Below are 17,263 nucleotides of genomic sequence, written 5' to 3'. Positions count from 1 at the left end.
GCGACCCGCGCGCAGACCATCGAGTTCTTTGACCTACGAAATATTATCGGTCGGATGCTCACGCGCGGCCGTCTGGGAATGGAGGCGGCACAGGAATATGCCGGGAAGCACAAGGGCATCGTCGAACTCAGCATAGCGGCAAGTTCACGCGGTGAAGTGAAGTTCCTCGAGCTGTGCAAGCGGGCGGGCTTTGCCAAACCTCAGCGTCTCGCCAAGCAACTCAACCTGCTTCTTCAGGGGGCATTGGCTCTCTTGCACGCTTCGGGCGAAACCTCTGCGTTCATGCGCTCGTGAAGGACTGGGCGTCGACGGTCCAGGACCTGGAGAACGCGCCTTCGATGCAGCCTGCGCGTGCGGGATCGAATATCAGAACCAGTCAGCGCGCAGTGCCTTGCGACCAAAAATCAAACTGCAGCGTCGCCGCATGGCTAGGCGCAGCCGGCACGCATACGGGAGCACAGCGGCCACAGAGCGCATTAGCCCACAAGCTGGCGACGCCGATACGCCGGATCATAGTAAATCTCCTTTACTTCGCGCTCGGCCATGTAGATAACGATGTCAACCGTCGTGATGACGGTTTTTACAATTACGTCGTAGTCGACCGTGCGGCCTACATCCGAGGCTTTGACGAGCGTCGCGATCCGGGCAAACGTCGTTGCCGCGTTGTCCGCGTGAGTCGAAAAGATGCCGCCAGGATGGCCCGTGTTCGCGCCCGTGAGGTAGTCCCATGCCGCATCGTCGCGCAGCTCAGTGAGGAAAATACGGTCGGGCGACAGCCGCATGGCCGCGGTCAGGCATTCTTTCGCGGACACGCGGCCCTCCTGTTTCCCGTACATCATGTAGCCGACTTCGTACTGGTTATCGGCTTGGACCTCATGCACGTCTTCCAAAAGCAGCACGCGCTCAGACGGCGGAACTTCGGCCAGCAGCGTGCGCGTGAGCGTCGATTTACCCGAACCCGTTTTGCCGGAGACACAGATATTTTTCTTGCTGCGCACCGCTTCGCGCATGAACCGGACCACATCGCCGCGATCAAGCAGGCGAAGCAACGTTTCTTCGACCGGGTCGAGCTTCAGCATGTCCTCAATCGTGCGACGCTTCGCGTTATCGAAGCGGCCTTCATCGCGCAACTGTTCCAGCCCCTTGCTGACCTGCAAGTGCTTGCGGAAGCAAAGGAGCACCGTTCCTTCGAGCACCGCCGGAGGCCGCACAATCACACCGCGCGTGCCATTTGGCAGCTTCACATCCATGATCGGCGACGGTCCCAAGCCGTTGTACGAGAGAAGCGTGTTCGTGAGATTATTGACGTAGGCGGGCGTGATCGCCGATTCGTCGTGCAATTCACGCCCGTCGGCTCGGGCGGTGACGACCTGCCCGAACTTGTTGACGCGAACTTCAAATACATCCGGATTATCGAGATAACGCAGCAGCGGAGCCAGTGTCATGCTGACCGCGTGGTCCGACGCAATGAACGACTGGACTTTATGGAGCGGCATCGCTGTTCAACTCGTAGACGTTGCTGAAATCAAGGTCTTGACGCACGAAAATCGCGACGTGATCGCCCTGCTGGTCATAGAGCGTCGGCGGAATGTTGATCGTCGCGGCGAGGGCCTCGCGTGCGAGCGAATCCGACGTTTGCGACGTGTTATCGAAATTGATGTTCGTTCCGCCGTTGCTCGCCTTGTTCGCCGCGTACTGGACGCCCGCATCGCCGAGATCCGAAATGATCGATATCAGGATGGCGGGACCGAACCGTTCCCAGAAGTGGGAGTCGACCTGTCCGGGGATACCGGCGCTACCCAGCGAATTCGTGCCGGGGCTATTAAGGTTGATCGTCGCGCCGTCAGGATTGACGAGGCGAGTCCACAACGCGAAAACTCGGGCCTGCCCGCTCTTGATGCCGCCACTCGCTTCGCCGACGACCGCCGCCCCCTTGTCGATCAACCGAACCTTGTGATCGAACGAATACACGTCTTGGCTCACATGGCACTTGATCTGTCCGGGCACTGTCGTATCCAGCTCGGTTGCCGTGCCACACTGGATCATGGTGCCAGCGGGAACCGTCAGGCTCGGATGCTTGAACGTGCTCGCCATGACGCGGCCGATACCGACGCCGTTCATCCGCGACGCGAGCGCCACGCTATCAGCGCTCGCCGGTGCTGATCCCGACCCGGACTCCAACCCCGACTTCCCGCCGCTAGCCGTTTCACGTTGAACCGCGTCGACCCTGCCTTGGGGCGGGTCTTGCACCGTCGAGCCGTCGGCGCCGAGGCGGCGCTGATACGCCTTTTCTTCTGGCGTCAGTTCGCGTTTTGCCGCTGCCTGCGCGCGAGCGGGCTGTTGCGGTTGCGCTGGCGCCGCCGCGGCGGCAGCCGGACTCGCGGGTAGGGGAGGCGAGGCCGCGCCGTTGGGATCCGTCGAGAAGTCATACTTGGGCAGCATGTTCGAAATCTGCTTGGCCTGGACCTCAGGACCGGCCCGCGGGTGCAGCTTCTGGTACATGATCCAGCCCATGAGGCCGAGCCCAAGAATGACCATCAGCGCGACAAACGCACGCATGCCCTGAATGCGGTTCCGGGACGCGACGACGCTGCGAAACGCGTCGCGTCCGCCGGAGAGGGGTTGGCTGTCGTCAACTAGCTCATCGATGTTCTGTTCGCGCCGGGTCATTGCTCATCCTCGCTTTTCATCACCCGTCTGAAGCCCGGAATGATCGTGCCGCTTGGTGTCGCCCCACGTGACGGATCGAATTCGCCGTTGACGATGCCGATGACCTTCTGCTGGCCGTAGCGCACGCGCCACTCCTGGGCGGTCGTTTCGGCGACGATGATGTTGTGGTCGGCGCCTTCGACGTGCGTGTTGACCGTGCTTTCCTTGCCATCGGAACTGATCACGAAAATCTCAGGCAGCTCGGCGTTTGCCGCGAACTTGAAGTAGGTAAAGCGGAAGTCATCCCACACGTTGACCGGCGCGATGGTTGCCGACGCCGGATCGGCTGACATCTGATAGTCGATGTTGAACGACGCATTGGGGTCCGTCCGAGCCATTGCCCCCTTCAGTTTCGCTTTGGCGATTTCGGCCCTGGCCCTGGCCGCGTCCTCATTCGGATACTGGTAATTCAGCTCGATCGTGGCCTGTTTCATCGACCAGGGGTTGTTAATGAAAGCCCGAACGGGCTGACCGTCTGCGCCCTGCTTCGTGTAGTGGCCGATGAAGTGAAGCAGGATGTTGTAGGTGTGCTTGTCCGTCACGATCGTCAGGTTGGTATCGCTCAGATCGGCGGTCGGACGGATGAAGAAGTTGTTGCCGCTATGCGTGAACTGCCACGCCTTGGTGTCACCGAAGGCGTGCGTCACGTACTTTTCATCCTTGCCGACTGTAATATGAATCTGGATGCCGAGCACGGCATTCAGCTCGACCGTGTCGAGCGGGTTGTAAACCACTGACTTGATGCGATAGTCGTAGGGGGAATTCTTCTTCGGCGATACGGCCATTGCCGGCGAAGCGGCGAACAGTACAGCCGCCGCCAGTGCGGTCAGGCCGAGGCCGACGAGTAAGACCGATCCGATGCGCTTCATGGTCAGCCTCCCACCTTGCCCACGTTCGCAGGACTCTCCGGATTCGGCCTGAAACTGGTGACTTGGAAGCCAGCAGGGTTGATGAATCGCTCGGCCGCGGTCATCGGGCGGCGCACGTAATCGAAGGCCAGCGTCGCAATCCAATATTGCGGCGGCTCGGCGTTGGGGCGGTCTCGATAGCGTTTCGTGGTCGTATAGCGGACGGTTGCGACGCGATGCCTGGTGTCGACAATGACCGAGTTGATATGGACCGACGTGCTTTCCGAGTCTCCCAGCACCTTGTCTTTCGGCTTCGCGCCGCGATACTGCTGCAAGTAATCGTCGGCCACTTGTCCCGATGCCGTCAGGCGCACAAAGTCATAATCGGTCTGTCCGGCATAGAAGTCGTAGGCTTCGCGGTGGATGACGAATTGAGACACCCAGTACTGGTCCGTCGCTTCATCCATGCCCATGTCCTGCGTGACGATCGACACCTGCGACAACTCGCCCGTGGACTTGTCCAGCGTGAGCAAGTATTGCGGCAAGGGTCGCGCGTAGCGCAGCATCGTGCCGCCCGTGACCAGCCACGCAAGCAGCGCAAACGCGGCGAAGCCCCCGGCGACTTGCCACGCGCGCTTACGCGACAGCAAGACCTCATCGAGCAAATCGACTTCGGCGCTGCCGCGCTCTTTTCGGTAGGCATCCATTTCGGCTCGCGTGATCGCTTTGCGCTCGGCTCGCGCGATATTAGGCTGATTGCTATCCATCACTTTGCATCCCTGGTCTTCGATTGCTGGACAGGCGCTCTCACGGGAAGGACGGCTTTGCCGACGACCTCGCTCGGCATGGACTTGTTCACCGGGACCAGTTGGCTCATGTCCGGCTCGGGCGCAGGCTTGCGGCTGTTCGCACATCCCGCGAGCGCAACCGCCGCACACAGCGCCAGTGCACAGGGAAACTTCATTTCGCGACCCTCTCATGTTCGATGAGGCAAAACCATCCCACGTCCTTGAAAACCGATTCAAGGATTAGTCAAATGCATGCTTGTACTTATGCGGATCGCCGCGAGCCTCGGGCTAGACCGTTAGTCAGAGTTTGGCCAGACGGTCCGGCCGCCGTGGAGTTGGCGGCTGAGCCTGCGGGAGCGCCGCCTCCAGCACTTCCTGACTGATTCGTGCTGCCGCCGCTTCCGCCTCTGCTGCCACCGTTGCCGCCCCCGCTGTCGCGGTTTTGCCTCATGTGCCGGAAGATATCGGCTGACACACCCTGTCCCCAGGATGAAGCCATGTGCGGAATCTCCTTGAGCATGAACCAGGTGAGGACGAGCACGAATACGCAGGTAACGATGGCAACCATGATCGGCGAGCTCGGATTGTCTGCCGACGCGGCGCTGACTGCGGCTTTGAAGAAGTACAGCAACAGACCGAACACGGCGGAAAACAGCGCTGTTACCAGGCCGTAGTTGATGACCGACCCGATCCACTTGGTGAACAACGACTTCGTGCTCTCGAAGAGCAACAAGAAGATGAAAATTGGGCCGAAGCAAATGGTTATGCCGAGCATGACCTTTGACATCAGAATCAAGCCAGCACCAATGCCGCACATGACCGCTGTAACGAACAGCACTGTAACGCCGAGAACTAGGTTTGCGAGGTTCGGGCCGCTGAGCACGCCCGAGTTCGCGAAAGCCTTTTTTGCGACGCTCAGCCCGTTATCCATCGCCTGATCGATCGAGTTCGCGATTGACGTTTGTGCGTTCGCGCCCGACTGGCCATTGATGATAAACACCGAAGCGAGCTCGTCGGGAAGGCGCATCGCGGTGTTGGCGAGCTTCGTCTGGTACCACCCGCCCGCACTTGCTATACCGATGATGATGGCGTATCTCACGAACCGGTTGACCAGCGAGCTTAGCGGTTCGCCATTGGGCCGGCCCATGAGAAACAACCCCTCGATCATCAACGCCATCGTCAGACCCAGCGCAACCATCGGCGCGGCGAAGCTGATGACATTCGACAGGTTGGTCGCCACGAACTGAGATACGACTGTATCCATGTACGAGAAGATCTGCGACGTTGCGTTGTAGGTCGCCATGAGGACTACTCCTATTTGCCGAATGCAACAACTTGCGCTTGGGCAGTCAAAGCGTTTTGACAATCGGGCATCACCTTTTGCGCCGCGTCGTTATTGCACTCGGACACCCGTGCGAGGCGCTCCGTGTCGTGCTGCACGTACCAATCTTTGGTCTGCGCTGGGTGATCAGGGTCTTTGCCACAAGCGGAAAGGATCGAGATCGACAGGAGCATCAAGGCTGCTTTTTTCATGATTGATCAGTCCGGTGATGGAAGTTACGGCGTAAGGTTCGGGGCTGTGTTGTCATCCGATGACGTGCCGATGCCGTAGCGGCGCGCCGCTTCAATTTGCTGCTGTTGCAGAATCTTGTCCTGCGACTGCTGCAGCGACGTCATGAGGTTAAGCTTGGTCTGTTCGGCTTCAATCGCACCGCGCGCCGTCGAAATACGCGCTTGTAGGTCCGCGATCTCCTTCGGCGTGCTGGTCGCGTCGATTTGGCTGGTCAGCGACTGAATGTTGTTCAGTTCGGCCATCTCGTTGTTATAGGCCTGTTCGCCCATTGCTCGATCGGTCGCGCCCTTGGCCTCGACTTGACTGTTGGCATAATCGAGCGCGTCGCCTCGCCCCATGCCGTCGATCTTCGACTTGATGGCGTTGACGATTTGCGTGGTGCGCGCGTTGTAGCCCGAACTGCCGCTGTTGAGGACGTCGCCATAGACCTGCGACCAGTTCGAGGGCAGATTGGTACGCAGCATCGACGCGTCGCTGGGTAGCAAGCCACCGATGCCCGTGCTGCCCGTGAGCGACCGATATTGAGCTTCCTGCGTCTGGAGCTGGCTTTTCAGAGCCGTGAGTTGTTGGCTCAGCGTCGCGACCTGCTGGACCCACTGAACCTGCCCAAGCGGGTCCGTGACCACGACCTGGGCGTGACCCGCGAGCGGCAGGCCTGCAGCGAGCGCGAGAACAATGGCAAAGCGTGTCTTCTTCATCGTGCGGCTCCTGGCTATGCCTTGCGGCGAACGGCATCGAAGTACGTGGGCATCCATTGATCGGGGTCGTCGGTCCCGAGACGCCGCATCACATTGTCCAGCCGCTCAGCGTTGTCGGGTGTGCCGGAAAGGATCGCAATCTCATCGTACATACCCGTGAGATCCATGACCGCGAGAGCCGACTGGTTGCCCTGCTTGACCAAAAACTGGCGACTGTCCTCTGGAATGGACAGCATTGCGTCCAGCTCGGCCTGCGTAAGTTTGAGGTAGTCGAGGTAGTCGGCGTGCGTGGCTTCGGGGTTATAGAGCATCACCTTCGTCACGCACGCCTGCACGATGGTCTTGCCGATCGTGCTATCGAGCGCGTCGTTCGCTTCCTGCGTGGCGAAAACATAGATGCAATCCTTCTTCCGGTCGGTTTTCAGACCACGCTTCACTTCGAGCGTGATGGTCGGGTCGTCAAGGTATTGGGCGAACTCATCAAACGTTTGAATGACGCGCCGTTTGCCGTCGATGGACGACCGCACGCGATAGAGCAGATACATGAGCAGCGGCGTGCGTGCGATCGGAGCCTTTTGACCTGGACCCACGATGAAGTCGGTCAGATCAAATCCGAACACGTCACGCTGGCTGAGATCCAGTTCGTCCGAGTCGTTGTCGAACAACCAGCCGTGCTCGCCACCACGGCACCATGGCTCCAGCAGCGAGGCAAGCGAGGGGCGCTCGCCTGCGCCCACTTGATACGGACGCGGGATGTTCTGCACGATCGCCGTAAACGTCCGGATTTCCCTCTGCTTGAAGAGCGATTCGTCGCCCATCACCGCGTCAACGGCATCGTTGATCTGCTTGACTTCATCATGAGTAATCGGGCCCTCGAGCGACGTTTCGGCACAGATCCGCACCAGGCGCTTCACCATGCGGATATTCGCCTTCGTCGGCGCGAGCTGCGCAGGCTGCCAGCCGGTCGGCTCGCCGTCGCGCAGAACCGTGTATAAGCCACCGAGGGCGGCGACGAGCGGATACATGCCAAGCCCTACGTCATAGATGAACTGACGAGGTTTGAACTTGGTAGAAAGTGTCTGCAGCGCGTTGAGTAACGTCGTCTTACCCGAGCCCGTCTTGCCGAGCAAGATCGTGTGACCGGGCGGACGCTTGCCGAGCGAGTTGTCATGCATCGGCGAGGAATGCCAGTTGAAGAACAACGGTGTGCCCGTGACGGTCTTGAGCAGCGCAACGGCTGGCCCCCACGGGTTGCCATCGGGTTTGCCCACCATGAAGTTATGGAACGGCGCGAACGAAAGGTAATTCATGCTGTTGATGGGCACCGGACGGGGCGCTAGCGCGTGGTTCCCGGGCAGGCGCGACCACCATGCGGCGTCCGAGGCGAGGCCAACGGATCCCGCAACAACCGAGCACGAGTTCAACAGCACGCGCGTCGCTCGCGCGCGACGCTGCGCTTCCTTCGGCGTGTCGGCGGTGACGTGCAGGCATCCGTAGTACAGGCCCATCGTCACGCGCCGGGAAACCACGTCATCCGCTGCATCAGCCATCTGCGCGATCTGCGAGCGGCTCTTGTCCTGTGTTTCGAGCATCGCCTTTTCCTGATTGGACAGGAATACGCTCGCGGCCAGGCTCGACATGCAGCAATACTGCTGCGACAGCACGAACTCGAACTCGGCTTCCATCAAGATGTTGAGCTGGCCCGGTTCCGTCGCCTCTGGAAAGTCGACCACCTCAACGCCCGCGATGTACTTGTCCGAGTCGATGCGGCGACTTTGCATCACATCGCCGAAAAGCGAGCTGACGGTACGGTTGTACAACATGCTTTCGCGCGCCCGGTCCCGCGTGATCGGCACGGGTTGCCACTCATCGTTGGCCAGGAAGCTGAGAAATTCGAGCGTGCTCGAAAACGCAAACTGGCGATGAGGTGTCAATGGCGGCGGCAAGACGCGCAACGCGGGGACAGAGTCCGCGGCGCCGCCGTCCGCTTCAGCCAGAACGTCGTCGGGGTCCAGCTCATCGTCGGATTGCTCGGCTTCGGTTGTCGTGATCCGGTTGCCGCGCGCATCACGGTAGTACACCCCGAGCGTTTCGATGCCGTAGGCGCGCATCGAGCCGGTCACCTGCGAGGCGATATCTTCGAGGCTCGCGATGGCTTCGGCCTGAATGTCCAGCAGATCATCGCGCGACGGGCGATCGAAGCGCGCAAGGAATTTCTGCGTGAAGTCGCCCACCGGGTTGTACACGACCGTCAGATACCAGTCGTTGGTCATCAACGGCACATCTTCGAAGCGCTTGCGGTACTTGCGGTCCAGCTCGCGAGCGAACGTCGCGGCGAACTCGCTTTCCGGGTAGCGGTCCGTCCGGTGATGATGCAGATGCACCCAAAACTTGACGTGCTCATTGCCTACCGTCTTGAAGAGCTGGTTCAGGTCCCGGCGCCAGTTGATGTGCTCCCAGTCCGAGGCGCATTCGTGCGATCGGCCTCGGACTCGGAACGTCATCAGATATTCATTCGCTACGGTGCTAACGATTTGGTCGGTGACGTGGTAGGAGTACGGCACGAACTTCACCGCCGTTGGCTCCTTTCGATAGCCATTGTCGGCCTTCGCTCGGCGAACGGAGACAGCCATTATTTCTTCACCTTGTAGTCCACTGTGGAATGGCTCGAGCCACCCCATCGTTTGGTGAATGGCGAGTCAATGAGATTCGCTACCTTCGTGCTGAAGGCGAGGCCGATGATCCGGAACATGCGATCGTCGTGCTTTGTGATGCAGAAGCAGACGAACCACAGAAAAGCGAACAGCAGGAACGTCAAGAAGTGAATCAGCATGAACATCGCCCCACACACCATGAAGATGAGCAGGAACGGCGTACGCGGGATGCCTGCATAGGTCGGCAAGCGCGTCGCGCCTTTGAACAACGGAAATTCGCCTGCTTTCATCGGTCGCACCTCTCGAGAACCGGCCGAGAATTGGCCTGGAGTCTTACCCTGCATCGGCCTTATTACCGGTACTGGTTAGGCGATGCCGAACAGGCCGACGAGGTATGAGGCGGAGCCGACGACGATGAGACCCACGACGCAACGGACCGCGAAATCAGCGCGAACCAGGTGCGCAATCCAGCCGAGGGCGCAGGCGATGATGAGAAGAGCGGCGCCGATGGGGATCCACTCCATCATCCAGGCCTGCAGGGACGACAGGGCCGACGCGCCGGTATCCGTGCCAGCCGCCGTTGCGGTCGATGAGGCGACGAAGGTAAGGAAGGGAGCCCATGCCATCAACAGGGCTCGATTGACGGTCGCAAAGGAAGTTGCGACTGGGCGGGCATTTTTCCGAATAGCTACGACGTTCATCAAGGTTCTCCGGGTTTGGGGTTCCAATCGGACAGCAGCAATGAACAGCTTTCGACTCCGCATCTCTCACGAAGCCACTCAACCAACAACCTCAAGTCAGCCCAATAGCGCACTTCCTCTTTTGCTTGCACGCGCACTGAACAGACGACAACGTTTGCTTTGTCATCGCCGATCTCAAAGAGTGGAAACCACTGCTTGATAGCGACGCGTTGAATGGAAACGGCCTGCAGGCGACCGCGCTTAGCTTCGTCCTCCAGCTGCCGCTGAGGAATCAAATAAATCTGCATTCGTCATGGCTCCGGCTTCTCCGAGCCGAATGCGCCGGGGTCGTCGTGAGCGAACGCGCCTTGACTTTCGTCGTCCCGGTGAGGCTTTACGGCCGCGGCTTGGATCAGCCGCGTGCCGCCTGTTTTGTCGCCAGGGTCGCTTCGGATCGCGGCGGCAGACACGGGGTGCGCTCCACTCACCGCGCTCGCGTCACTCGACAGGGCGGGGATTTGTAGAACTCGCGCCTGCGCGACAACGGCCTTGACGTAGCCGTTGGAGAATCCGCGCGTTTGCGAACCCGTGTTGTAGCAGGAAAGTGCGTGCAACAGGGCTTTCTGCCCTTCACCGTGATGCTTGACCGCTCGGGCGTAGCAGCCCGTGAGGACGGCTGCCGCTGCCCGAAGATTCGTGCATGCGTCAAGCAGCTGTCGGCCAGTCAAACCGAGCGCTGCAAAGTTGGCTGAATTCACCTGGCCCAAACCCACATCGAAATTCATGCCCTGCGCCTGAAGCCAGTCAATCGTCGCGGCAGCTTCCTCTGCATCAGCAGGCTGCCGGGGCAAGCGATAATTGCCATTGACGTTGATCGCGAATTGCCGGTTGGTGGATTCGTGAGACACGATAGAGCCCATGGTCACCGGATTTACGTCGGGATAGCAGGTGCGCGCAAGCGCCGCGATCTCGGCCGGCATCGCCGCCGCCGCGATCGGCGGCGCACTCGCCAACGACGCGGCAACGAGGATCAAACTGAGGAGTCTGCTCAACATAATTGACTCTTGAAATTGCATTTTCAATCATCAATCCTATGATAGACAAAAAACGTGCGGTGTCAACGCGGGGCGTGAAAAAAACCAAGGAACCCGAAAGAGCAGGGCGGACACTGAACTCAATCCAGTTCGTCACGCAGGCGCAAAAGGCCCCGAAAGGCGAGCCTCGCTATCGTGATCCGGCCAATCCGTTCAACACATGGAGTGGTCGCGGCAAGCGGCCCGACTGGTTAAGGGCCTATCTCGAACAAGGCGCGCAGCTCTCGGACTTCGAAATCTGACGAGGAGGTTGAGCATGGGCATCCCACTTTCAGCTGGACGGAAGCGAGAATTTCGAGCTTCGCCGTCGGCGACTCAGGATGCGGGCGCGCGGCAGCGAGTGCCCGTCTGTCGACGCGTTGTACGCGCAGTGAAGAAGGTCGCGCTGGTCTTGCTGCGCGCGTTATGGGTTGGCTCGCTGGACTTCCTGCTGTCCCTGTTGCTTCTGCTCGCGCGGCCCGCGAGATTCGTTTTCAAGCTCGGCATCATCGGACTTCTTCTCATTGTGGTGATGGAAGGGATGAACCACTGGCGTGACTTGCATTTCTGCATCATTGCATGCGGCGCAATCATCGTACTGCTGCTGACGCTCGGATTTTACGTCAGTTTTATAAAATGTCTTACCATTCAAAAGAAACAAAATCCGCTAAGAGGCTGAGATGACGCGTTATAAGTCTGCAATTATTACGATATTCGCAGCTTTTTCGGTATGTTCTTCTGCTTTCGCCAAAGATCCGTGCCAGTCTCTAATTTGCATGGTGGGCAAGGTTCAAGGAGGCATCGCGGGTAACGGAAGCGCTCAGGACGGCTGTTCACAGAGCGTTAGCGACTTCCTATCGATCATCAAAATGCATAATGGCCACATGGACCTCATCGCGACACCCAATGCGCGCAAGGATTATCTGAATTCCTGTCCGGGTGCTGGTGCCGATGCGTCCGGAGTTGATTCCGTCATTTCCAAGTTTGGGAATGCCACCCTATGATTGTCTATCGGCGCGACAGAATAGATAGGTGTTGCCGGTTGTTCAGCCCGTAGACGATGCAAAGGTACAGATATGTTCGAAATGACGGACGAGGAAAAAGCAGCGCTCGATCGGTTGCTCATACATGCGCGAGGTGACACCGGTCAAAGCCGACGTGTGGCGGATTTTCTACTCGCATGGTGGAACGCTGAAGAATGCGGCGGGTTCGACATAGCCGCCACTTGGGGACTCGATGCAAACATTGCAGCCGATGTCGTTATAGTTTTTGCTCTGGCTGTACGAGCAGGCGGCTACCCGGACAACCTCGGCTATGGGCCGCAGTTCGAATCCATTGTGCGCGATTGGCGCCCCGGGCTGATGACACAATGAGGCAACGGCGGCATCAGTATGCTGACCCGCCCGTATGAATTGGCGTGCGAAGTTGCCGATGACCGATTTTTCGCGTCGCCGCTAAGCAGTGCGTCCTGCCGCGGTTCTGCTTGCTGCAAGGCTTTCCGCCGACACCGTCGTGCGGAGGTCATTCTGAGAATGAGAATTGGCAATCGTCTCCATATCGTTGATTGAGGCCAGTGCTGCCTCGGATGCCCCAGCAAGGGTTCCGCTCCGTCACAGCGGCGCACCAACGCCTTTAACTGACGATCTGGACGTCGCGTCCTTCCTCAGCCTGCAGAACCTCGCGCGTTTGTTAAGGGTGTAAGGCTCCAACCATGGGAAACAAGCTGACCGAACGGAACGCTCGACTGCGAAAGCAACGAGTCAAATGGCGACATGAAGTCGACCTTGTAGAGGGGTACTGGAAGGATTGCGCCGACGAGGATCGAAAGGACATGCGATCCGAGTTACGGCATCAGCTGCCTGTGTTGGAGGCAGAGATCGAGGCAAGCAATGTCGACGACTTCACGAAAGCCGAATTGAAAACGCGACTCGGCGCCCTGATGAGAGAGATTTCTGAGGCGCCCGGCTAGCCGAAGCATCAGCCTGACTAGCCGGGTCGACGGGATGGGTGAGGATGGAAGGGCGCAGAACCGCGGCGCTCAAACCGCAGTACCGATTCCGCCTGCGCTCGTCGCTGTGGCGCCCTCTGCCTGATCAGACCCCCGCTGCCGACTTTGCAACGTAACGGAAGCTCCCGTGACGTCCATTAGGCACCTTTCCTTTCATCGGATTTCGCGTCCGACGGCTCGCCCATTAGGTTCGATTTACTCGCCGTCAAAGCCTTTCTCCGCACGAGTTGCGCTCAAGATCGATCTTGATCAATGGCGGTGATCGCGATCGCGGGTCTTCTGTCCGTCGAGACTGACTTGGACCCCGATGGCACAGCCAGTCCCGCAGGTCGCGTTCGGCGTGGAGGGAAACGACGGCACTGTCTCGACACTGACTATCGCTTTAATTGTTTCCGCGTTGTCCGCAAGCACCATCTGAAGGTCCAGTACCGCGCCGCTGTCATAGACGATATGCATGGTCCCCGTGCAGTCGGGGTTCACGGTGTATGTGCCATGCTGGTTCGGATTAAATGCAGTCTGTCCGGCCCGAGGCGTGCCATTGGTATTGAGAAAATCAGTTCGCGTAAAGCTCCCTGCTCCGTCGAAGGTCTGGAGGGCCACTCCGTCAATGACGATTGGTTTGGTGAGCGGATCCAATACTGGCGGAGACTTAGTTGTGTCCAGAATACCAAGCAACTCACCACGGGCACTGAACGAGTAGGCTCCTTTGAGGGACGATGCCGAACATTCGCCTGACGCATAAGCGGGAATGGCGGTCGCCATTGAAGCTGCCACCAAGATAGACAGGACACCTAATTTCGTATAAGGCATGGTATTCTCCCTCTGCCCATTCAGGCGTATAAACATGTGCTTACGTTAGGAAACGCATCGACCGAGACGAGGACCGCAAGCAACGCCCGTATGCACCCGCAGATACCTGACAATGTTGCGCCGGACGTTACAGAAAGGATATGTTAGTCAAAAGGAATTGCAAGCCGTTTTGGCTCCCTTAGTCATGAGCCTGCGGATGCACTGATTTCTTGGGAGCAGGCGAATGGCAGTACGTTATCAGCCGTTCGCTCGTCATTACGCCTGCGTTACGCCAAAGTTAGGAGGAGGTCTAGGGACACGTTAAGCCGCAGCCATTTCTTACCGAAGACAGCTTTTCGGCCCCCACAATCAAGTACGGGTTTCATATACGAACGGAAGTCCTTGCTGCGGTGGAACTCAGACGGTATAGATATAGCGCTCTGCTACACTGCTCTCGTGGTCGTCCCGCCCTCTGATCGTTTCAACCAGATGTCCAAACGCCACGCGAATCGAAAATCCGTCCGCTCGTCCGTTCGAAAATTCCACGGTTCCCTCAGCAAAGGGATGCTCCTGCCGCTGCCCGAGAGCGCGAGACGCGAGGCCTCCTTGGCTCGTCATATGACCTGGGCGGCCTGCAAAAAAAACAGCCGGTAGCGCTTATCTGGTAAATGAGATGGTGCGGCTCGTGTACCTGACGTTCTACGTCCAGGACGCGGGGTACGGCGACACCGATCTCACGGTGTATGTGCACGCCGAAGCCGCACTTGAACGCTGTTTAGAAAGAACCGAGCGGGAGAGCGTTTGGCGATTTGAGCGGGACGACGCGCCGCTGTTCGAGGCGATCCTGCGACAAGCCGACCGCCAGTTTGATGGTGCCCCCAGCTACGTACACATGGAGGCGAGCGAGCGCTTGGATCGGTTCACGCTGAGCGGACGACGGTCGCCGCTCCCCAGTGCGGCACGCATGCAATAACGCTCGCTTTCGCCGACAAAGAATGCCCCTAAGCCGACCCATGCTCAACAGCTAATATTGCGGTTTGTAGATATTTCGAATAACTAACTAAAATGCGTTAATGTTCATTATGTCCAATTTACCCTGCAGTTGAAGTGTTTTGCCGGTCAACGCGGTCGATCATTACGATGCGCAGCAATCTGCTCCCGTGCCGAGTCTCCTCCTGATTTTTGCCATACTGTGCCTCGACAGCGGTGACAACGCCAGTGATTGCGCCGACAAGATCCACGCGCACATCGCCTTCGATGAGACCGGTCCAATAGCGTTGGCCGCGACACCAGAGCTTCACGCCATTACGAGCGTCAAGCCTTTATATCGCCTGCCTCATTCGTCGGGCTTGATCCTTTGAATCGATGACCAGTTCACTATGGAGCATGGCGGAGCGGGAACGACTCGCATCGAATGACCCGGCCACATGGAGTCGCGCAAATTGCCTCACCCTGATCGCTGAGCGTCATTGAAACTCGGCACGAATGCATGCCAGTCACGTCGGCACGATTGTTACTCATCCGCTCGGAAGATTGCCGAGGCTATCGCATATAGCCATGTGCGCGCCGTCGCGGCCGTTGGTCATTGCCGCGTCTCGCATTCTGCGGGCGCTATCTGTTTGCATGATGCAGCACATTCGGCTGAATCAGCCGGCCCCACTCATAGTCAACCTCGTCCGGCCGCATCGGAAAAACGCCTGCGCCCGGCGTAAACGTTAATTCACCAAAGTAGATTGTACCGTTCAGTTCGTAAACATCGACTCGCACATATTCGAATTCACATGCAAGGATGCTTGCTATCGAGATCACGCGGTCCAGTTTCTCCGGAGGTGGCGCGGGCTTTTCGCTACGTCGATAGTGACCGATCCAAATATCCTGCACATTCCAACTAGCGTCGTATGTGTCGCCACGCGGATTATCGCCAAATCGGTCCGAGATGACCGCGATGAAGATAGTTTGCTCGCCCGATGGTCGGTTGAACACATGGACTTTCAGGTCAGCCGGGACCTTCCCGCCTTCGGCAAGCAGAAGCTTCTCGAAGAAGACGCGCGGCTCAATCATGCGGTAATGACGTTCGCGAGCCACATTATAGAAGTTCGTTGATAGCCACTGCTTCGACAAAGCGGAGAGTTCTTCGAACGACACGCGGCTCTTGTCCTCAACAATCTTCACAAAGCCGCTGCCGTGATTGGACTTCATCACGAATGCGGACGGAAGGTGCTCGAAAACTTCTTCCGTGAAAGCCTCCGGATTCGCTATCAAAGGGATGAGATGTACCGGACCGATTTTTCTCGCCACGTACTCACGGACTTTCAACTTGTCAGTGAGATCCGCAAAGCGAGGGTCGGGGTACAGGCACCGCTGGAGGATCTTCTCATTGAAAGTTTTGGGATTCCGCATATCGGGGAATCGTCCAACCCTCCGACGATGCGTGATACTCAGGAATACCGGATCTGGCAAGTACGCTTTCGTGCTGTCGAAAAACTTCTTTGCTAATAACATCCGGATCCCCTTACGTGCATCGAAGAATGGTGCTATCACAATAATTGCGTTCTTGCGAGATCGTGTCACTTTGTCGATATTCGACTGAACGCGGCTGCTATCTTGACCTCAGTGTGCGTCACCCCGTCCCGTATTGATTGGCGACGGCCGTACAGTGGGGCCGCGATTCCCTGCCTGCAAGGGGCCATCGAATCGATCGGGCGTGGCGCTCGATCTCCGGTTTCCGGATGACGTCGTCGCTGGCTCGACCAGTAGCGGGACGCCGTTGGGGCGTTCAACGTGAGAGACCTCAGTTTTCTTTCGGAGAGGCGCCGCATGCTGTGGCATACGCATTTCGGCGTGTGTCTTCGTCGTCCCCGCAACATGGCGGGCTGGTTGCTGCGCGGACTTCGCATGAGCAGCCCGGTTATCAACGCGCGGATCGGCATACGACGTACGGTGGCGTGTGCTCGTCGTACGGCTTGATTCCGGCGGACGGCTTGCCCTGGTGGTGTCCCGGAGCGTTTTCTCAGCTGTTCGAAGGACAATTGTTCCAGCCCAGGCATTCACACCGCGCGCTTCCACCCCACTTCGCGTCAAGGCGGTCGCGTCGCACCACCGCGCTTCGAACACCGATGCCGGTAGGGCTGTCACGATGCACGGCGGCAAAGGCGACACCCCATGCAGCATGAAGGCGGCGCGATTCATTGGACGCACCATGGCGAGAAAATGATCTTGGGCGAGCGGGATGCTTTCTTTATTGTCCACGATACCGGTTGTCTTTGCGCTTCCCAACTGGGCGACCGGTGAGGCAGGCTCGCGGACGTTGCCTACTGCACTCACCGCCTCCGTTTTCGATCCACCAACGCCGTCATTTAAAGCATTGCGCACCCATCCATACGATCCAAGTATGCCGCAGAGGCCGACGGCCATCACTGCAAGTAACGTGTTCCGTTCAAGCA

The 17,263-nt window shown here is 58.5% G+C and carries 24 protein-coding genes; 8 read left to right on the top strand and 16 right to left on the bottom strand.

The annotated features are described in order from the left end of the window. Positions 1–54: 54 nt before the first annotated feature. The gene (locus AWB74_RS31120) at positions 55–294 is read left to right on the top strand and encodes a hypothetical protein (RefSeq protein WP_061150472.1); all 240 of its coding nucleotides are present in this window, start codon (positions 55–57) and stop codon (positions 292–294) included. A 182-nt stretch (positions 295–476) separates the two neighbouring features. Here the strand turns inward: AWB74_RS31120 and virB11 are convergent, their stop codons facing one another. From virB11 to AWB74_RS31055, 13 genes are all read right to left on the bottom strand, one after another. Next, entirely contained in the window at positions 477–1,445 is a 969-nt protein-coding gene (virB11, locus tag AWB74_RS31115; RefSeq protein WP_235024752.1) for a P-type DNA transfer ATPase VirB11, read from the bottom strand. A gap of 37 nt (positions 1,446–1,482) precedes the next feature. Then, on the bottom strand, positions 1,483–2,670 hold the full coding sequence (gene virB10 / locus AWB74_RS31110) for a type IV secretion system protein VirB10 (protein WP_061150470.1): 1,188 nt from the start codon (positions 2,668–2,670) through the stop codon (positions 1,483–1,485). After that, on the bottom strand, positions 2,667–3,578 hold the full coding sequence (locus AWB74_RS31105; RefSeq protein WP_061150469.1) for a TrbG/VirB9 family P-type conjugative transfer protein: 912 nt from the start codon (positions 3,576–3,578) through the stop codon (positions 2,667–2,669). Before AWB74_RS31105 ends, virB10 begins: the two co-directional genes overlap by 4 nt. A 2-nt stretch (positions 3,579–3,580) precedes the next feature. After that, entirely contained in the window at positions 3,581–4,264 is a 684-nt protein-coding gene (locus AWB74_RS31100; RefSeq protein WP_200822059.1) for a virB8 family protein, read from the bottom strand. Positions 4,265–4,323: 59 nt separating this feature from the next. Continuing rightward, positions 4,324–4,521 (bottom strand): hypothetical protein, encoded by a 198-nt coding sequence (locus AWB74_RS31095; RefSeq protein ID WP_061150467.1) that lies wholly within the window; start codon positions 4,519–4,521, stop codon positions 4,324–4,326. Between the two features lie 86 nt (positions 4,522–4,607). Further along, positions 4,608–5,648 carry a type IV secretion system protein gene (locus tag AWB74_RS31090; RefSeq protein ID WP_061150466.1) on the bottom strand — a complete coding sequence of 347 codons (1,041 nt, stop codon included), beginning with the start codon at positions 5,646–5,648 and terminating at the stop codon, positions 4,608–4,610. An 11-nt stretch (positions 5,649–5,659) separates the two neighbouring features. After that, on the bottom strand, positions 5,660–5,878 hold the full coding sequence (locus tag AWB74_RS31085) for an EexN family lipoprotein (RefSeq protein WP_061150465.1): 219 nt from the start codon (positions 5,876–5,878) through the stop codon (positions 5,660–5,662). A 24-nt stretch (positions 5,879–5,902) separates the two neighbouring features. Further along, positions 5,903–6,616 (bottom strand): type IV secretion system protein, encoded by a 714-nt coding sequence (locus tag AWB74_RS31080; RefSeq protein ID WP_061150464.1) that lies wholly within the window; start codon positions 6,614–6,616, stop codon positions 5,903–5,905. Positions 6,617–6,630: 14 nt separating this feature from the next. After that, on the bottom strand, positions 6,631–9,297 hold the full coding sequence (locus tag AWB74_RS31075; RefSeq protein WP_235024745.1) for a VirB4 family type IV secretion/conjugal transfer ATPase: 2,667 nt from the start codon (positions 9,295–9,297) through the stop codon (positions 6,631–6,633). After that, positions 9,249–9,560 (bottom strand): VirB3 family type IV secretion system protein, encoded by a 312-nt coding sequence (locus AWB74_RS31070; RefSeq protein ID WP_061150462.1) that lies wholly within the window; start codon positions 9,558–9,560, stop codon positions 9,249–9,251. The genes AWB74_RS31075 and AWB74_RS31070 overlap by 49 nt, the downstream gene beginning before the upstream one ends. Before the next feature lie 75 nt (positions 9,561–9,635). Continuing rightward, positions 9,636–9,971, bottom strand: a complete 336-nt coding sequence (locus tag AWB74_RS31065) for a TrbC/VirB2 family protein (RefSeq protein WP_160110332.1) — start codon at positions 9,969–9,971, stop codon at positions 9,636–9,638. Further along, on the bottom strand, positions 9,971–10,258 hold the full coding sequence (gene korA / locus AWB74_RS31060; RefSeq protein ID WP_061150460.1) for a KorA family transcriptional regulator: 288 nt from the start codon (positions 10,256–10,258) through the stop codon (positions 9,971–9,973). The genes AWB74_RS31065 and korA overlap by 1 nt, the downstream gene beginning before the upstream one ends. Positions 10,259–10,261: 3 nt before the next feature. Then, a complete protein-coding gene (locus tag AWB74_RS31055; protein WP_160110331.1) occupies positions 10,262–11,005 on the bottom strand; it encodes a lytic transglycosylase domain-containing protein in 744 nt (247 codons plus the stop codon). A 2-nt stretch (positions 11,006–11,007) separates the two neighbouring features. On the opposite strand from AWB74_RS31055, the gene AWB74_RS31050 reads away from it, so the two are divergent. The 5 genes from AWB74_RS31050 to AWB74_RS31030 all read left to right on the top strand — a co-directional run bounded on the left by AWB74_RS31050 (position 11,008) and on the right by AWB74_RS31030 (position 12,992). Next, complete coding sequence (locus AWB74_RS31050) at positions 11,008–11,286, top strand: H-NS histone family protein (RefSeq protein WP_268811217.1); 279 nt, start codon at positions 11,008–11,010, stop codon at positions 11,284–11,286. A 14-nt stretch (positions 11,287–11,300) separates the two neighbouring features. Then, on the top strand, positions 11,301–11,702 hold the full coding sequence (locus AWB74_RS31045; RefSeq protein WP_143749345.1) for a hypothetical protein: 402 nt from the start codon (positions 11,301–11,303) through the stop codon (positions 11,700–11,702). Between the two features lies 1 nt (position 11,703). Next, on the top strand, positions 11,704–12,027 hold the full coding sequence (locus AWB74_RS31040) for a killer protein (RefSeq protein WP_143749344.1): 324 nt from the start codon (positions 11,704–11,706) through the stop codon (positions 12,025–12,027). A gap of 72 nt (positions 12,028–12,099) precedes the next feature. After that, a complete protein-coding gene (locus AWB74_RS31035; RefSeq protein WP_061150455.1) occupies positions 12,100–12,396 on the top strand; it encodes a DUF7673 family protein in 297 nt (98 codons plus the stop codon). A gap of 338 nt (positions 12,397–12,734) precedes the next feature. Further along, entirely contained in the window at positions 12,735–12,992 is a 258-nt protein-coding gene (locus AWB74_RS31030) for a hypothetical protein (RefSeq protein ID WP_061150454.1), read from the top strand. Positions 12,993–13,280: 288 nt separating this feature from the next. On the opposite strand, the gene AWB74_RS31025 is transcribed toward AWB74_RS31030, so the two are convergent. Beyond that, on the bottom strand, positions 13,281–13,841 hold the full coding sequence (locus AWB74_RS31025) for a hypothetical protein (protein ID WP_143749343.1): 561 nt from the start codon (positions 13,839–13,841) through the stop codon (positions 13,281–13,283). Between the two features lie 664 nt (positions 13,842–14,505). On the opposite strand from AWB74_RS31025, the gene AWB74_RS31015 reads away from it, so the two are divergent. Beyond that, positions 14,506–14,793, top strand: a complete 288-nt coding sequence (locus tag AWB74_RS31015) for a hypothetical protein (RefSeq protein WP_143749342.1) — start codon at positions 14,506–14,508, stop codon at positions 14,791–14,793. 118 nt (positions 14,794–14,911) lie between these two features. On the opposite strand, the gene AWB74_RS48690 is transcribed toward AWB74_RS31015, so the two are convergent. Next, positions 14,912–15,121: a ProQ/FINO family protein gene (locus AWB74_RS48690; protein ID WP_087039309.1), complete on the bottom strand. Its 210-nt coding sequence runs from the start codon at positions 15,119–15,121 to the stop codon at positions 14,912–14,914. 310 nt (positions 15,122–15,431) lie between these two features. Continuing rightward, positions 15,432–16,220 (bottom strand): ATP-grasp fold amidoligase family protein, encoded by a 789-nt coding sequence (locus AWB74_RS31005; RefSeq protein WP_235024744.1) that lies wholly within the window; start codon positions 16,218–16,220, stop codon positions 15,432–15,434. Positions 16,221–16,982: 762 nt separating this feature from the next. Between AWB74_RS31005 and AWB74_RS48260 the strand changes: the two genes are divergently transcribed. Then, positions 16,983–17,111: a hypothetical protein gene (locus AWB74_RS48260; protein WP_268811216.1), complete on the top strand. Its 129-nt coding sequence runs from the start codon at positions 16,983–16,985 to the stop codon at positions 17,109–17,111. The last annotated feature ends 152 nt before the right edge of the window (positions 17,112–17,263 follow it).

Origin of the sequence: Caballeronia arvi (assembly GCF_001544695.2) — a bacterium.
Lineage (GTDB): Bacteria > Pseudomonadota > Gammaproteobacteria > Burkholderiales > Burkholderiaceae > Caballeronia > Caballeronia arvi.
The sequence above is the reverse complement of the archived record's forward strand: the minus strand, read 5'-3'. Positions and strand labels throughout refer to the sequence as shown.

Excerpts from the sequence above, each read along its gene's own strand:
- virB11 (WP_235024752.1), bottom strand. The coding sequence starts at position 1,445 with ATGACACTGGCTCCGCTGCTGCGTTATCTCGATAATCCGGATGTATTT.
- AWB74_RS31055 (WP_160110331.1), bottom strand. The coding sequence starts at position 11,005 with ATGTTGAGCAGACTCCTCAGTTTGATCCTCGTTGCCGCGTCGTTGGCG.
- AWB74_RS31040 (WP_143749344.1), top strand. The coding sequence starts at position 11,704 with ATGACGCGTTATAAGTCTGCAATTATTACGATATTCGCAGCTTTTTCG.
- AWB74_RS31075 (WP_235024745.1), bottom strand. The coding sequence starts at position 9,297 with ATGGGGTGGCTCGAGCCATTCCACAGTGGACTACAAGGTGAAGAAATA.
- AWB74_RS31005 (WP_235024744.1), bottom strand. The coding sequence starts at position 16,220 with ATGCGGAATCCCAAAACTTTCAATGAGAAGATCCTCCAGCGGTGCCTG.
- AWB74_RS31080 (WP_061150464.1), bottom strand. The coding sequence starts at position 6,616 with ATGAAGAAGACACGCTTTGCCATTGTTCTCGCGCTCGCTGCAGGCCTG.
- AWB74_RS31025 (WP_143749343.1), bottom strand. The coding sequence starts at position 13,841 with ATGCCTTATACGAAATTAGGTGTCCTGTCTATCTTGGTGGCAGCTTCA.
- korA (WP_061150460.1), bottom strand. The coding sequence starts at position 10,258 with ATGCAGATTTATTTGATTCCTCAGCGGCAGCTGGAGGACGAAGCTAAG.
- AWB74_RS48260 (WP_268811216.1), top strand. The coding sequence starts at position 16,983 with ATGCAGCATGAAGGCGGCGCGATTCATTGGACGCACCATGGCGAGAAA.
- AWB74_RS31045 (WP_143749345.1), top strand. The coding sequence starts at position 11,301 with ATGGGCATCCCACTTTCAGCTGGACGGAAGCGAGAATTTCGAGCTTCG.
- AWB74_RS31065 (WP_160110332.1), bottom strand. The coding sequence starts at position 9,971 with ATGAACGTCGTAGCTATTCGGAAAAATGCCCGCCCAGTCGCAACTTCC.
- AWB74_RS31090 (WP_061150466.1), bottom strand. The coding sequence starts at position 5,648 with ATGGCGACCTACAACGCAACGTCGCAGATCTTCTCGTACATGGATACA.
- AWB74_RS31120 (WP_061150472.1), top strand. The coding sequence starts at position 55 with ATGCTCACGCGCGGCCGTCTGGGAATGGAGGCGGCACAGGAATATGCC.
- AWB74_RS31100 (WP_200822059.1), bottom strand. The coding sequence starts at position 4,264 with ATGGATGCCTACCGAAAAGAGCGCGGCAGCGCCGAAGTCGATTTGCTC.
- AWB74_RS31095 (WP_061150467.1), bottom strand. The coding sequence starts at position 4,521 with ATGAAGTTTCCCTGTGCACTGGCGCTGTGTGCGGCGGTTGCGCTCGCG.
- AWB74_RS31085 (WP_061150465.1), bottom strand. The coding sequence starts at position 5,878 with ATGAAAAAAGCAGCCTTGATGCTCCTGTCGATCTCGATCCTTTCCGCT.
- AWB74_RS31035 (WP_061150455.1), top strand. The coding sequence starts at position 12,100 with ATGTTCGAAATGACGGACGAGGAAAAAGCAGCGCTCGATCGGTTGCTC.
- AWB74_RS31030 (WP_061150454.1), top strand. The coding sequence starts at position 12,735 with ATGGGAAACAAGCTGACCGAACGGAACGCTCGACTGCGAAAGCAACGA.
- AWB74_RS31105 (WP_061150469.1), bottom strand. The coding sequence starts at position 3,578 with ATGAAGCGCATCGGATCGGTCTTACTCGTCGGCCTCGGCCTGACCGCA.
- AWB74_RS31070 (WP_061150462.1), bottom strand. The coding sequence starts at position 9,560 with ATGAAAGCAGGCGAATTTCCGTTGTTCAAAGGCGCGACGCGCTTGCCG.
- virB10 (WP_061150470.1), bottom strand. The coding sequence starts at position 2,670 with ATGACCCGGCGCGAACAGAACATCGATGAGCTAGTTGACGACAGCCAA.